This window comes from Fulvimarina manganoxydans (genome assembly GCF_900176465.1).
Classification (GTDB): domain Bacteria; phylum Pseudomonadota; class Alphaproteobacteria; order Rhizobiales; family Rhizobiaceae; genus Fulvimarina; species Fulvimarina manganoxydans.
The window spans coordinates 78,713-93,268 of the sequence record NZ_FWXR01000015.1 but is presented as its reverse complement, the minus strand read 5'-3'; the positions used below and the strand labels follow the sequence as shown (position 1 = coordinate 93,268).

At 65.6% G+C, this 14,556-nt stretch carries 13 protein-coding genes; 8 read left to right on the top strand and 5 right to left on the bottom strand.

Annotated elements, in window-relative coordinates:
* Position 1 precedes the first annotated feature (1 nt).
* The 3 genes from ngg to B9A15_RS15470 all read left to right on the top strand — a co-directional run bounded on the left by ngg (position 2) and on the right by B9A15_RS15470 (position 4,059).
* Positions 2-1,810: an N-acetylglutaminylglutamine synthetase gene (ngg, locus tag B9A15_RS15480; RefSeq protein ID WP_084411351.1), complete on the top strand. Its 1,809-nt coding sequence runs from the start codon at positions 2-4 to the stop codon at positions 1,808-1,810.
* A 3-nt stretch (positions 1,811-1,813) separates the two neighbouring features.
* Complete coding sequence (locus B9A15_RS15475) at positions 1,814-2,968, top strand: osmoprotectant NAGGN system M42 family peptidase (protein WP_084411349.1); 1,155 nt, start codon at positions 1,814-1,816, stop codon at positions 2,966-2,968.
* A 467-nt stretch (positions 2,969-3,435) separates the two neighbouring features.
* Positions 3,436-4,059: a hypothetical protein gene (locus B9A15_RS15470; RefSeq protein ID WP_084411347.1), complete on the top strand. Its 624-nt coding sequence runs from the start codon at positions 3,436-3,438 to the stop codon at positions 4,057-4,059.
* 120 nt (positions 4,060-4,179) lie between these two features.
* Here B9A15_RS15470 and B9A15_RS15465 read toward each other — a convergent pair whose 3' ends face one another.
* From B9A15_RS15465 to B9A15_RS15445, 5 genes are all read right to left on the bottom strand, one after another.
* Positions 4,180-4,989: a formylmethanofuran dehydrogenase subunit C gene (locus tag B9A15_RS15465; RefSeq protein WP_084411345.1), complete on the bottom strand. Its 810-nt coding sequence runs from the start codon at positions 4,987-4,989 to the stop codon at positions 4,180-4,182.
* Entirely contained in the window at positions 4,986-5,906 is a 921-nt protein-coding gene (gene fhcD, locus B9A15_RS15460; RefSeq protein WP_084411344.1) for a formylmethanofuran--tetrahydromethanopterin N-formyltransferase, read from the bottom strand. Before fhcD ends, B9A15_RS15465 begins: the two co-directional genes overlap by 4 nt.
* Positions 5,897-7,534 carry a formylmethanofuran dehydrogenase subunit A gene (locus tag B9A15_RS15455; protein WP_084411342.1) on the bottom strand — a complete coding sequence of 546 codons (1,638 nt, stop codon included), beginning with the start codon at positions 7,532-7,534 and terminating at the stop codon, positions 5,897-5,899. Before B9A15_RS15455 ends, fhcD begins: the two co-directional genes overlap by 10 nt.
* A 34-nt stretch (positions 7,535-7,568) precedes the next feature.
* Positions 7,569-8,693, bottom strand: coding sequence for a molybdopterin-binding domain-containing protein (locus B9A15_RS15450; RefSeq protein WP_139798422.1), 1,125 nt, complete (start codon positions 8,691-8,693; stop codon positions 7,569-7,571).
* A 69-nt stretch (positions 8,694-8,762) separates the two neighbouring features.
* Complete coding sequence (locus tag B9A15_RS15445; RefSeq protein ID WP_084411339.1) at positions 8,763-9,140, bottom strand: 4a-hydroxytetrahydrobiopterin dehydratase; 378 nt, start codon at positions 9,138-9,140, stop codon at positions 8,763-8,765.
* Between the two features lie 158 nt (positions 9,141-9,298).
* Here B9A15_RS15445 and B9A15_RS15440 point away from each other — a divergent pair, with 158 nt between their 5' ends.
* The 5 genes from B9A15_RS15440 (at position 9,299) to B9A15_RS15420 (ending at position 14,556) form a co-directional block, all read left to right on the top strand.
* Positions 9,299-10,291: a beta-ribofuranosylaminobenzene 5'-phosphate synthase family protein gene (locus B9A15_RS15440; protein WP_084411337.1), complete on the top strand. Its 993-nt coding sequence runs from the start codon at positions 9,299-9,301 to the stop codon at positions 10,289-10,291.
* Positions 10,292-10,372: 81 nt separating this feature from the next.
* Entirely contained in the window at positions 10,373-11,272 is a 900-nt protein-coding gene (locus B9A15_RS15435; RefSeq protein ID WP_084411335.1) for an NAD(P)-dependent methylenetetrahydromethanopterin dehydrogenase, read from the top strand.
* 92 nt (positions 11,273-11,364) lie between these two features.
* A complete protein-coding gene (locus B9A15_RS15430; RefSeq protein ID WP_084411333.1) occupies positions 11,365-12,555 on the top strand; it encodes an ATP-grasp domain-containing protein in 1,191 nt (396 codons plus the stop codon).
* A gap of 23 nt (positions 12,556-12,578) precedes the next feature.
* Entirely contained in the window at positions 12,579-13,550 is a 972-nt protein-coding gene (gene mch / locus B9A15_RS15425) for a methenyltetrahydromethanopterin cyclohydrolase (protein ID WP_084411331.1), read from the top strand.
* A 67-nt stretch (positions 13,551-13,617) separates the two neighbouring features.
* Entirely contained in the window at positions 13,618-14,556 is a 939-nt protein-coding gene (locus B9A15_RS15420; protein WP_139798421.1) for an ATP-grasp domain-containing protein, read from the top strand.

Sequence of the window (14,556 nt, the reverse complement as noted above, 5' to 3'; positions counted from 1 at the left end):
CATGCCCGACAACAGCCATCGTGCGAAATCCGGCGCGGAGCACCGCCTGCGCCGGAAGCGGTCTGCCGGGCTGACCCCGCCGGCCGCCCAATTCGGGCGCCCCTTGCGCGGGGCGCGCGAAAACGCCTTTCTCGACTGCGGCTGGGGTCGGCTCGTCTTCGCCCAGACCTTTCAGGACGCGGGCGAGCTGGTCGCCTCCTTGCGCGAGGAAGGGCCGGACCGGCGCGACATCGCCTTCTATGTCGCCGACCCCCATGTCCTCTTGAGCCACGCGCCCCAGGAGCTCTTTCTCGACCCTTCGCACACCTATCGGCTGGATCTTTCGACCTACCGGCCGGGCACGCGGCGGCCGCGCGGCTATTTCATTCGTCGCCTGTCGAGCGATCAGGACGGCACCGAAATCAACCGGATCTATCAGACGCGCCATATGGTGCAGGTCCATCCGGCCTTTCTGTCGGCCAATCGGGACAATCGGGCCCTCACCTATTTCGTCGCTGAGGACGAGACGACGGGCGCCATCCTCGGCACGGTGACCGGCGTTCACCACGCGCGCGCCTTCGACGACCCGCAGAACGGTTCCTCGCTCTGGTGCTTGGCCGTCGATCCACAGGCCGTCCATCCCGGCATCGGCGAAAGCCTGGTGCGGCGGCTCGCCGAGCATTTTCAGGCGCGGGGCTGCGCCTATATGGACTTGTCGGTCATGCACGACAACGACAAGGCCATCAGCCTTTATGACAAGCTGGGTTTCTTCCGGGTCCCTTTCTTTGCAGTCAAGCGCAAGAACGAGATCAACGAGAAGCTCTTCACTGGTCCGGGCGCCGAATTCGACGCGCTCAACCCCTATGCCCGCATCATCGTCGACGAGGCCCGCCGACGCGGCATCCATGCCGAGGTGACGGATGCGCCGGGCGGCTTCTTCCGCCTCACCCAAGGTGGGCGCACCATCCATTGCCGCGAGAGCCTGTCGGAGCTGACGACGGCTGTCGCCATGTCGATCTGCGACGACAAGACGGTGACCCGCCGCGTCGTTGAAGCTGCCGGCGTGAAGGTCCCCGAGCAGATCGATGCGGGCGCGGCGGATGATGCGGACATCGCCGCCTTCATCGAGACCCATGGCCAGGTGGTCGTGAAACCGGCACGCGGCGAACAGGGTCGAGGCATTGCTGTCGGCATCGACAATCTGGAGGATGCCAAAGCCGCCATCGAGGCCGCGCGCGAGGTCTCCGACCGCGTTCTCTTGGAAGCCTGTTTCATCGGCGACGATCTGAGGCTCATCGTCATCGATTATCGGCTCGTGGCCGCCGCCGTGCGCCGGCCGCCCGAGATCACCGGCGACGGCCGCTCCACAGTACGGGACCTCATCGAGACCCTGTCGCGCCGCCGTTCGGCGGCGACGGGCGGCGAGAGCCGGATCCCGATGAATGCCGAGACCGAGCGCTGCGTCAAACATGCCGGCTATGGCATGGACGACGTTCTACCGGAGGGCGAGCGCATCGCCGTGCGCAAGACCGCCAATCTCCACACCGGCGGGACGATCCACGACGTGACTGGCGAGGTTCATCCGACCCTCGTCGATGCGGCCGTTTCTGCGGCGCGCGCGATCGAGATTCCGGTGACGGGGATTGACCTCATGATCAAATCACCGCACCAACCGGACTACGTCTTCATCGAGGCGAACGAGCGGCCGGGGCTCGCCAATCACGAGCCACAGCCGACGGCGGAGCGGTTCATCGATCTCCTGTTCCCGCTCTCCGTCCCCTATTCGGTTCGTTCGGCCCAAGCGAAGAAACGGAACACGCGAAAGGATTGACTTGTGCCGAGGCTGGCCATCGACTCCCACTATCTGACGGACCAACTGAAGGCACTTCTGGCGATTGCGAGTCCGACCGGCTACACCGATACGGTCGTGCGGCATGTGGCCAAGGAGCTCGAGCGGCTGGGGCTGAAGGTGGAGTTGACCCGTCGCGGGGCGATCTCGGCGCTGCGCCAGGGCTCGCGCCGGGCCTCCGCCCGCGCCGTCGTCAGCCATCTCGATACGCTGGGCGCCCAGGTGAAGCGCCTGAAGGAGAATGGTCGCGTCGAACTCGTGCCGATCGGCAACTGGTCGGCGCGTTTCGCCGAAGGCGCGCGGGCCCAGGTTTTTTCCGACAAGGGCATCTATCGCGGCACGATCCTGCCCCTGAAAGCCTCCGGCCACACCTTCAATGACGAAATCGATACGCTGCCCATCGGCTGGCAATATGTGGAGCTGCGCATCGACGCGCTTTCGCGTGACGAGCGGGAACTCGCCAAGCTCGGCATAGAGGTCGGCGACACGGTCGCGATCGATCCCCAGCCCGAATTTCTCGACAATGGCTATATCGTCTCGCGCCATCTCGACAACAAAGCAGGCGTTGCCGTCATGCTCGCCGCCATCGAGGCGATGGAGCGCGAGGGTGCCTCGACCCCGGTCGACATCCATTGGCTCTTCACCATCGCCGAAGAGGTCGGCGTCGGCGCCGCCTCGATCCTGACGCCCGACGTCGCATCCATGCTCGCCATCGACAACGGCACGACGGCGCCGGGGCAGAATTCATCCGAATTCGGCGTCACCGTCGCCATGGCCGATCAGACCGGGCCGTTCGACTTCCATCTGACCAAGAAGCTGGTGCGTCTCTGCGTGGAGGAAGACATCCGCTATCAGAAGGACGTCTTCCGCTATTACCGTTCGGATTCCGCCTCCGCCATTGAGGCCGGCCACGATGTGCGCACCGCCCTCATCACCTTCGGCGTCGACGCCTCCCACGGCTATGAGCGCATTCATATCCATGCCTTGCGCTCGCTCGCCGAACTCGTGACCGCCTATGTCACCTCGCCGGTCGAGATCGAGCGCGACCGCAATCTCCATGCGGGCCTGAAAGGCTTCACGCGCCAGCCCAATGATGAGGCCAAACAGGATTTCAGCGAGGATTCCGAACCGGCTGAGTAATAGGGCTGAGCTTTAGGTGCTGCGGCGCCGAATATGAACGAATGCGAGGTGTGACAGAAGCCGCACCGGTCGTCATCATCGGCCCGTCAGGGTCGGGGAGCCATGCTGCAGCGCTCGCCATTTTCCCGAAGCGTCGCGGTCAACCTCCTCCCCTTCCTTCACCAAAGTGTCGTTTCTCTAGAAACGGGCATGGGTCCCGGCTCTCTCCGAGAGCGAGGATGACGAAGCGTCGACCATGCTTTCATTGGTTCCGGCGCCTGCGAACCGCTAGACGTCCCCCTCGCGCCACCTTTTCCATCCCTCGGCAGACGGTTTTAACCTTCCGTACAGGCAGTGCCGTGGTAATCTTGCTTGGAAGCTGGCCTTGGCCGTGCGAAGAAAACAGGCGATGGTCAAGTCACCTGCAGGAATCGGCAAGTACCTGATCATTTTTGTATTTGCGTGTGAACATATGAGAGACGACGAATATGAACGAGGGGCTTGAGGATCAACTCGCGGCTTTGTGGGCTTATATCTCCGAATCTGCGGCGCCCCTTGGCCGGGCGCTTCTCGACGGCCTGTCGGCTGTATGGCTCGCGATCACCGGAGTGGCATCGTGGATCGGCAGACTTCTAGACGCGCATCTGCCCGATGTTCTGCGGCTCGCCGAAGCCCATCCCATGCTTTTTATCGCAGGCGTGGTCAGCCTGGCGCTGACGCTCATAGTGACCCGAAATCTCCTCGTTCTCAGCGCCGTCTCGTTTATTGCGATTGCCGCGATCATCGGTTCGGAGCCCGTCGCCGACGCCGATCTCCGTCTCGTCTTCACGGTTGGCTGCTTCGTTGCCATCGCCTTCGTCCTCGCCGCTCTCGCGATCGAGCGGAGGCGCTCGCGCAGGCTGAAACTAGCCCTTCAGCGCTCGGAGGAAGCTTTGGAGGAGTTGCGGGGCAAATATGAAGGCGAGGTGCGCTGGCGCATGGCCGACAAGCGGAGCGCGCCGCCCCCGCCGTCGGAAATGCCGAACTACACGTTCGAGACGAAGACCCAGGGCGACAGCGCCGTATCCCTGGCGGCATCGGCTTCGCCCGCCGCCGAAATGCGCACCGCCTAACCGCCCGAAACTGTCCGGCGGCGGGATCATGTCCGGCCGCTCTTTCGCGAAACCAAAATGTCAGGTTTCGCTCGTTCAAGGGCGCTCATCGCGGCGGGTGCCGCCCGTCGCGAAGCCTTCTCATCGAAGCGGCAGAAACACCTCGCCCATGCCGAGAACGGCCGTATCGCCGCCATAACGGCGCATGGGGGAGCCGTCGAAGGGCACCGCGCCCAGCTCCTCGCCGATCGCTCTTGCCATCAACCTCAAAATGATCAGGTCCTGCGGCCCGCAATCGAGGAAGGTCGGGGCGAGGCGCTCGGCACCGCCGGCAAGGATCAGCGTTCCGCGCTTCATCAGCCGGCCCGGCGTGCCCTTGGCCTTGCCGCCGACGATCAGCGTGCCGGCAATCATGCGGCTGGCGGCGTCCAGGCCGCAATCGCCATCGATCACGATCGTTCCGCGCCGCATGCGGTCGGCCGCGCGCTCGCCCGCCGAACCCTGAACGCGGATCGCACCGCCGCTCATGCCTTTCGTCTCGCCGGCTTCCGGCCCGCCGAGACGAGCCCCGGCGGAGCCCTGGATGACGAGCTCTCCGCCTTCCATGGCGGAACCGGCAAGATCGCCGGCCGAGCCCGTCACAGTGATCGCGCCGCCGCGCATCGCCCGCCCACAGCGAAAGCCCACATCGCCTTCGACGCGGATGGACCCCTTCGACAGGCCAAGCCCGATCTTGTCGAGCCGCGCCGAGCCGCCCTCGAAACGGATGTCGGAAACGTCGGCCCCGGAAACATCGAAAACGTCGCCGAGTTTGAGATCGCGCTTGGTGGTACCGATTCCGAGCTTCTGGATCTCGGACGAAGTCAACCCGTCGAGGCGCTCAGGGATCAATGGCGAGAGATCGAGCCGCTCCTCCGGCTCGCCCTTCAGACGGAAGACGAGGCCGGTCATGGCAGAAGATCCTTCAAGTGGAAGTGGTGGGGGCCGAGATTGCCGCCATAATTGCCGGCGCCGATCCGTAAGGCGCCGGTCTCGGGGCCGAGATCGGTGATCGCCTTGATGCCGGCGGCCATGGCTTTGGCCACCGCATCGGGGGTCAGTCCGTCGATGACGATCTCGAGGACGGAGCCGATCTCCTCGGTCAGCGCCGTATCGGTTACGCCCTTCAGCGTCGGGCAATAAGCATCGTTGGTGGAGGCCATCATGCCCTTATATTTGCCGCCGACCTTGGAGCCCGAACGCACGATGCCGCCCGGAAAGGGCATGATCACGTCCGGAACCGTTTTCATCGCCTCGACGGCCGCTTCCGAGGCCTTCAAGGCGCCTTCGACATGGCGCGCCATGATCAGAAGATTGCCGCCGCCGACGCCGTCACCGGTCATTCCGGTCTTAGCCTCGCAGAGAAATTCGCCCTCCATGACCGGCATGCGCCAAAAATGTTTGCCGGCGAACTTCTTCGAAATCTGAAATCCGTCGGCGAAATAGCGGATGGCCGAACCGAGATCGATGGTCTGATCGGACTCGTAATCGCCATAGCAGGCGGTGGTCGGGCAGGTCAGGATGCATTGGCCGAGCCGCGTCGTCACCTGTTTTTCGAGACCGCCCGCGTCGAAGCCGAAGAAGAGGACGCGCACGCCCGGCCGGCCATCGCGGGTTTCGGCCGGCGAAAGCACACGCTCGATGCCGCCCTCGCAGCCGCAGGCGATGACCGATGTGGCAAAGCCGGTCATCTTGGTCGCCGCTTCCAGCGCCCATTTTTCATTGATCGCCGTGATCTGGATCGCCGTGCCGCTCATCGGAAAGGCTTCGGCAAAGGAGTCGTCGATCGAGACGCCGTTGATCGTGGCGGCGGTTTCCGTCACAGGCATGAAACCTCCCGGAAGGGCGTCTCGCGACCGAGCGCTTCGCCCCTCACCTTGAACCATTGGGCCGAAAGACCGTACGCCTCGTCGAAATAGCGATCGAGCCGCGCCTCCATACCCTTGTCGGCTTCCGTCTTCAGCGTCAGCGCCCGGCCATAGGGGCGCGCGACGACGGAGCCGTTCTTCACCACGAGCCTGCCGTCCTTGAAGACATAGGCCGCCTTGCCGAACATCTCGGCCTTGTCGTCCGAGGGGCGATAGACGGAAATGTCGGCGGTCGCGCCGGCACCGAGATGGCCGCGATCACTTGTCCCGAGAAGCCTTGCCGGCGAAGCACGGGTCATGACCGCGATTTCCTCCAGCGTATATTCGCGGGTGATCTCGGGCAGGCTCGTCCATTTGGCGACGCCCTTGGGCAGCGCCTCGATCCAGCGTGCCCGAACCTCGCGATCCATCAGAAGCGCGAAGATGTCGGGATAGGTGGTGAAGGGCGCGCCGTTCGGATGATCGGTGGTGAAGAAGACGCGCGACGGGTCCTCGATCAGAAGGAAGAGTTCGAGCCCGATTGCCCATTGCAGGGCGTTGAAGAAGCTCGTCGCCTTGTAGTCCATCGGCACGACGCCGCCGCCATTGGCCTCGTGATCGAAGATGATGCTCTTCTTCGGGCTCGCCTGGGCGCGGCCCGCGAACTGGCGCAATTCGTCCGAGGAGATCGTCACGGTCTGGCCGAACATGACCTGACCGATATCGACGGTGACGTCTGGATTGGCGTTGATCAGAGCGGCGAGGCGCCGGCCCTCGGAGGAAAAGCCGCGCTTGCCCTCGGTGCCGTAGCCATAGAACTGGATATGGGCGAGATGCAGCGGCAGGCCTTCGCTCGCCGCGATCGTGGCTTCCGCCGCATCGGACGAGGCGCCCGGAACGCCGAGATTGTTGCAATGGACATGAAGCGGATGCGGGATCTTCAGATCATGCACCGCCTTTTGCAGCGTCTTGACGATCTGGCGCGAGGAGACGCCGTAATCGGGCACCTGATCGTCGAGCGAGAAGGCGCGGACATTGTCCTTGAAGGCGGCCGACCCGCCCGCATTGATGCATTTGACGCCGAGCGCCCGGGAGGAAGCGACCGTCCAGGCCACATAATCGGCGATCGCCGCCTCGCTCTCCCCGTCGCGGATCATCGACATGAGAAGATCGTCATTGCCGAGAACGACGAGGGTCGCCTTGTCGATGATGGGGATATCGGCCAGCTCCAGATGGGCATGGAGCGCGGCCTGCGGCCCCATGGCCGGCTCGACGACGGTGGTAAAGCCCATTTCGGCGTAGCGAAGACCCGTCTCTTCCGTCGTCCAGCCGACGCGCGAGAGCGCCGTCTCGCCGGGCCGGGAGGAGAAGGCCCGATGCCATTCGGGCAGGAGCAGGCGCGCCGTGTTCACATGGCCGCCCGCAATATGGGAATGGATGTCGATCGCCCCGGCCATGACCACATGGCCGGACAGGTCGATCGCCTCGTCGGCCGATAGCGGTTCGGTAGGAGCCGAGACGAGCTGGCCGTCCTTCATATAGAGATCGGTGACGCCGTTCACCCCATTTGCCGGGTCGACCACATGGCCGCCCTTCAGCCGCGTCAGCATGACGGCGCCTCCCTGAAAATCGTTCTTCTCCCAGTCATGCCGCCGCCCCTTTCTCGGCCGCCATCTCGGCCAGATGATCGGCGATCATCGAGAGGATCAAAGCCGCAGACGATGGCGCATCCGGATCGGGCGCCGAAGCCGCATGAGCGACGAAGCTGCCGAATCGCGGCTCGAGCGCGACCTGGTCGTGATCGACACCCGGCCGCCCGATGCGAAAGGCGACCTTCACGCTCGATCCGGCGGGTGGTTCCTCCGTCGACAAAAGGATCGTCGCCGCATCCGACGAGACCCCGGCCCGGCCTTCGCCGGCCGCGACGAGAAGCACGGCCTCCGCCTCTCCCGAGCCGATCAGCCGATCCGCTTTGAACAGCTCCATATCGTGGTCCGGCGCGCCTCGGCCGAACGAAACGCGCATCGGAAAGCCCGTCGCCCAGGTCGCGGCTTGAGCCGAGCCGAAGGCCGAGCCGGCGAAAACGGGGAGCGCCGTCGCCCGCGTCCTGGCGTTGAGATCGGAGACGAGACCCGCGATCTCCTCGAAACCGATCGCATCGAAGGCGTCGGCCTTGAAGACGACGGCACCGAAGCCTGCATCGACCAGCCAACCGGCAAGCGCGCGAGCCCCGCCCGGCTCGAAGGGTCCATCGGCGAAGCGCCGGCCAGCGAGCGCGGCGCGGACAATGCCGACCGCCTCGGTCAGCTCCGCCGCAGGGCAACCGATCGAGCGCGCCTCGCCGCTCGCCTTGGCAAATCGCTGTGGCTCCGAGGCGCCGAGCCAGACGATCTCGCGGGTCTTGCCCTTGGTCCGCGCGCCGATATCGGGCGCGACGGCGAAAATCTGCTCGAACAGCGCGTCCTGACCCTCGAACGGATCGGGGCCGATCACCAGGACGCGATCGGCGCGTCGCCGGATCTCGGCCGGTGCGCCCATCACGATCCCCGCATCGCGAATCGCCTCGATCGCCGGGCGAATGGCTTCCAGCCCTTCGTGATCCACGACTCCGCCGGCGAGAGCCGCGACGCGCAACCCTGCGCGAATGGCGGAAATGTCGTTAAAATCACCGGTCAGAACGGGCAAGCGGCTCGCCGCCAAATGCTCGGCCGCGGCCCGGACGGCCTCAGCGGTCGAGACCGGCCGTCCATCGATCCATTGCGTGCTCAAATCGTCATCGCTTTCTGTGCCCAGGCGGCAAATTACCGAGGCAGGCCGAAAGGTCAAACCATCGTCGGCCTAGCCACCCGACTTTTCATATTTGATATAGGCAAAGCGCGGATCGTCCGGCGTGCCCTGAAGCGGTCCGTCCTCCTTGCCGGGCTGCCACATCACCACGTCCTCGATCTTCTTCGCAAGGGCGAAGTCCGAATCGGTGATGCCCTTGGCCGCGTGATTCATCAGGCGAACCTCGACCCAGGCGTAAGAAGCGGTGATGTCGGGATGGTGGAAGGCGGCTTCCGCCAGATGGCCGACCGTGTTGATCACCATCAGGGTGCCTTTCCACCCTTGCGTCTTGTATGTGCGGCGGATCCAGCCGTCCTCCAGACGCCAGGTCGGCAACTCCTCCTTGAGGCGTTGTTCGACTTCCGTATCGGAATAGGTTTTCGCAGCCATGAGTTTCTCCCTTGTGTGAACGATGCCGGTCGCAATAATAGGGCACGGGCACCAGGCGAACGAGGCGGCTTTCTGAAAGGAAGCGGCCGGCAACTCATGACTTGGGCGCGCGAAGGGAGCCGAAGCGGATCTCGACGCGCGAGTGAAGGCAGACCGATTTGACAGACGAGGTCGTCCACGTCTCGGCCCCGGCACGGCTCCATCTCGGATTCCTCGATCCCGGCGCCCATTGGGGTCGGCGATTCGGCGGGATCGGCTTGGCGCTGGAGGAGCCTGAAACGCGTCTTGCGATTGCAAGAAGCGATTCGCTTCGGGTCACCGGACCGGAGGCCAAGCGGATCGAAGCCCATCTTTGCGTGATGCGCGACCGGCTCGCTCTCGCCGGGACCTACCGGATCGACTGCCAGAGCGCGATTCCGGCCCATACGGGGCTCGGCTCGGGAACCCAGCTCGCACTGGCGCTCGCCTGCGGCCTTCGCAAGCTCGAAGGTCTCCCCCTTGATATCGAAGGCGATGCGGCCGCTCTCGGACGCGGCAAGCGCTCCGGGCTCGGCGCCTCCTTCCTGACGCGCGGCGGGCTCGCCGTCGATGGTGGCAAGGGCGAGGAGGACAGCCCGCCGCCGGTCGTCGCGCGCTTCGACTTTCCCGAAGACTGGCGCGTGATCCTCGCTTTCGAACGGGATGCGGCCGGCATTCACGGCGAGGCGGAGATCGAGGCCTTTGCCACTTTGCCCCGCTTTTCGCGCGAGGCGGCGGGCGAGATTTCCGCGCTGACCCTGATGCAGGTCCTCCCCGGCGTCGCCGAAGCCGATATCAACCTTTTCGGACAAGGCGTCGCCCGCATCCAGGCGCTGGTCGGCTCTCATTTTGCCCCCGCTCAAGGCGGCGTCTTCGCCTCCTCGCGGGTCGCCCAATGTATGGAATGCCTCGCCGATCTCGGCGCCCACGGAATCGGCCAGAGTTCCTGGGGCCCGACGGGCTTTGCCTTTGCGCCGGACGAGACGAGCGCCAAGACACTCGTCGCGCGGGCTGCTGAGCGCGGAGCGACCCAAGGCCTCGATCTTCAGATTGTCCGAGGCCGCAACGGGGGCGCGGCGATCGAAAGACGCGAGGCCGAGCCGGTTCCGGTCCGGCGCAGCCGCACCGGCTGATCGGTCGTCCCCTCCCCCTCGACAGTTTCGCTTATCGCCTTTCAGGGCACCGCCACACGATCCATCGGAGACATTGTCCTCATGCCTAAGAACATTTTGCACATGCTGACGCCCCACAAGCATGTGAGCCCCTTCGACGTGAACCAAGCGCTCGATGCCGGCTATGATTCGGTGACGCCCTATGAAGAGGTCACGATCGAGGAGGTCGCCGATCTCGTTCAGGACGTGATCTTCTCGCGCCCGCCCGATCACGGCACGGCCTCGGCGATTTTTTTCGGCGGCGACGACGCGGTGCTGGCGCTCGACATGGTCGATGCCGCGAAGAACGCGCTGGTGCCGCCCTTCGGCTGCAACATCATGGCCGATCCGGCCGGCTCCTTCACGACTGCCGCAGCCATGGTCGCCAAGGTCGAAAAGGCTCTGAAGGAGACCAAGGGTAAGGCGTTGAAGGACGTCTCCATCGCGGTCTTCGGCGCGACCGGCGTCGTCGGTTATTGCGCGGCGGTGATCGCGGCGGCGGAAGGGGCGAAGGTCAAGATCGTCGGCTATAGCGGCCTCAAGCGCGTCGAAGAGCGCGCCAAGGAGATGAAGGATCGCTTCGGCGTCGATGTCGAACCGGTGGATGGCTCGACCGACGAGAAGAACACCGAGATCGCGGGAAGCGTCGAGGTCATCCTCGCCGCCGCGAAAGCCGGCGTCCAGGTCCTGTCGGCCGAGCAGATGAAGGCCGCCGAGAAGCTGATCGTCGCCGCCGACGTCAATGCCGTGCCGCCGCCCGGCCTTGCCGGCATCGACGTCATGGCCGACGCTGAGCCGATCGAGGGAACGAATGCGGTCGGCATCGGCGCGCTCGCCATCGGCGTCTTCAAGTCGAAGACCGAATACGGCCTCCTGCGCCAGATGATCGAGGCCGACGAGCCCCAGACGCTCGACTTCCGCGACGCCTTTACGCTCGCGCGAAAGCTCGTCTCGGAGGGCTAAAGGGTTCGAACCGATCCCAACCCATCGCGCAGCGCGCCCGACCGTGGCGCGCTGCGATCCTCGCCGACGACATTTGAAATCGAACACCCGCCATGGCCGCCCGCCCCACCCTTCTCTGCGCCGCCTTTTCCGCCCGGCAGATCGCCGAAAGCGCGGGGCGTGCGGGTTATGACGCCCTGGCCGTCGACTTCTTCGCCGATGACGATCTGAAGCGCGCGGCCAAGCGATCGGCGCTCGTCACCGGTCATTACCCGGATGGCTTTTCGGCCGACCAGCTGATCGCGGCGCTCGAAGAGCTTGCGCAAGGCGAGACGCCGGTCGGCTTCGTCTATGGCGCCGGGATCGAGGACAGGCCGGAGCTTCTCGATCGGATCGGCCAAGCCTGGCCGGTTCTGGGAACCGGGGCGGCAGCGCTAGCGTCCCTCAAGACCCCGGAGCGCTTCGCCGCTCTTTGCGCAGCGGCCGACATCGCCCATCCCGACATCACGCGCGAGGCCCCGGCCGATCCGAAGGGCTGGCTCTCGAAACAGGCTGGCGGCGCCGGCGGCAGCCATGTGCGCCATGCCGATGCCGGGCCGCCCGAGCCGAACCGCTATTGTCAACGCTTCGTCGAAGGCCAGCGCTGGTCGGCGCTGATCGTCGCCGCGCGCGGTTCGGCAGAGGTCATCGGCTATAGCCGGCAATGGTGCGATCCCTCGGGTGACGAGCCCTTCCGCTATGGCGGCGCGGTCGGGCCGCTAACACCGCCGGACGAACCCGCCTTCCAGACGGCGATCGACCGTCTCGTCGCATCGATCGAGGCAGAGGGCATTGAGCTGAAGGGCATTGCCAGCCTCGATTTCATTCGGGCGCAGGAGGGGCTTTACTGCCTGGAGATCAATCCGCGCTTCGGGGCGACGGTGGACGTCTTCGACAGGCCGGACGCGCCGCTGCTCACCCTGCATCTCGATGCCTGCGAGGGGCGCCTGCCCGCCGCTCGGCCACGCTTTGCGGGCGTGCGGGCCTCGGGCCTTGCCTGGGCCGATCGCGGGCTTCGAACGCCGGAGCGGTTTTCCTGGCCCGATTGGACGGCCGACCGCACCGCGCCGCCGGCGAGCTTCGAAGCGGGGACGCCGATCGCGACGATCCTTGCAGAATCCGAGAGTGAGAGCGCGGCGGTCGCCTTGTTCCACGAACGCAGTTTGCAGCTGAAACAAAGCCTTGAGGGCGAACCGCCGAGCCTTGACGCCAATAGCTCCGGCGGGGCTGACGCGAAGACGGCGGCGCTCGCAGGGCTTCTTTAGAAAGACAATTGGGGGAGACGACCATGACGACCAAAGGTCGATTGTCGGTGAATGAGGGCGCAGCCGCCCTTGTCGAAGAGATGCGCCGACGCGCATCCGAATTGCGGATCGAGATTTCCAAGGGCGCGGCCGGCGAAACGCTGATCGATGCCGGCTCCGCCGTACCCGGTTCGCTCGAGGCCGGGCGGCTGATGACGGAAATCTGCCTCGGCGGGCTCGGCCGGGTCACCATCGGCTCTTCGCCTTATCTGTCGCGTTGGCCCTTCACCCTCACCGTCTCGACCTCCCAGCCGGTCGTTGCCTGCCTCGGCAGCCAATATGCCGGTTGGCAGTTGACCCATGGCGAAGGCGAGACGAGCTATTTCTCCATGGGTTCGGGTCCCGCCCGGGCGCTTGCCGGCAAGGAAGAGCTGTTCGGCGACATCGCCTATGGCGACAAGGCCGAGCAGGCGGTGCTGGTGCTGGAGGCCGACACGGCGCCGCCGGAGGCACTGGTGCGCCGGATCGCCGAGGATTGCGGTGTCGCACCGGAGGCGCTCACCATCGTCTTCGCCCCCACCACCTCGCTCGCCGGCTCGGTGCAGATCGTCGGCCGCGTCGTCGAAGTGGCGCTGCACAAGGCCCATGAGCTGAAGTTCGATCTGTCGCGCATCGTCGAAGGCCTCGGCACCGCGCCGCTCAGCCCGCCCCATCCCGATTTCATCACCGCCATGGGCCGCACCAATGACGCGGTCATCTATGGCGGCCGGATCGTCCTCCATGTGACGGGACCGGCGGAAGAGGCCAAGGCGCTCGCCGAGAAGCTGCCGAGCTCGACGGCCGCCGATTACGGCAAGCCCTTCGCCGAGATCTTCAAGGCCTACGAGGGCGACTTCTACAAGATCGACGGCATGCTCTTCTCGCCCGCCGAGGTGCAGGTGGTTGCGCTCGAAACCGGCGAGACCTTCCGGGGCGGCTCGGTCGATCCCAAATTGATCGACGCCTCTTTCGATTGAGCGATGGCCTCGCCCGTGATGGACGAGGCCGCTCCCTCCACGCATCTTAAGAGAAAAGACGCCCGCCTTGTCCTCGCCTCTGCGCATTCTCCTCGTCTCGGCCCGCTTGGACCGTCATGCGCGCCAGCTCCTCACCGCTTTCGAGGCGCAAGGGGCGACGGCGAGCCTTGCGAGCCTCTCCTCGATCGGTATCGACACGGATAAGCCCTCGGGCCTCGCCATCCCCGGTTTCGGCGACGCCCTCCCCGATGCGGTCTGCGTGCGCACCATGGATGGCGGGTCCTTCGAGGCGGTGACGCGGCGGCTGGCCGTTCTGCATGGCCTGAAAGCCCTTGGCGTTCCGGTCTCCAACGACGCCTCGGCCATCGAGATCTGCACCGACAAGTCGGCGACGAGCTTTCGCTTGAAGGCGGCCGGCCTGCCGAGCCCTTGGGTGGTCTGCGCCGAGACCCGCGAGGCGGCGGAGGCCGCATTGAACCGGGCGGGCGGGCCGATGGTGCTGAAGCCGCTCTTCGGCAGCCAGGGCAAGGGGCTGAAGCTCGTGCGCGATCCGGCCGATCTGCCCGGGCCAGAGGACATCGCCGGCGGCGTCTATTATCTCCAACGCTTTGCCGCAAAGCCCGTTGGCACACGCTGGACGGATTATCGCATTCTCGTCTCCGCCGGGCGGGCCGTCGCCGGCATGCGGCGCGAGGCGGCCAACTGGATCACCAATATCAAGCAGGGCGCGACGGCCCTCCCCATGGTCGAGCCGGACGGCGAACTCGCCGAGCTTGCCGTCCGGGCGGCGCAGGCGGTGGGGGCCGATTTCTGCGGCGTCGATCTCCTGCGCGACACCGAAGGCCGGGCGCAGATCATCGAGGTCAATTCCATGCCCGCCTGGACCGGCCTCGAACAGGCGACCGGCCTCGACATCGCCGCGATCCGGGCCGCCGATCTCCTGGCCCGGCTGAAGGGGGACACGCGCGAGCCAGAGACGATCGCATCCCTGCCGCGGGCCGTCTGA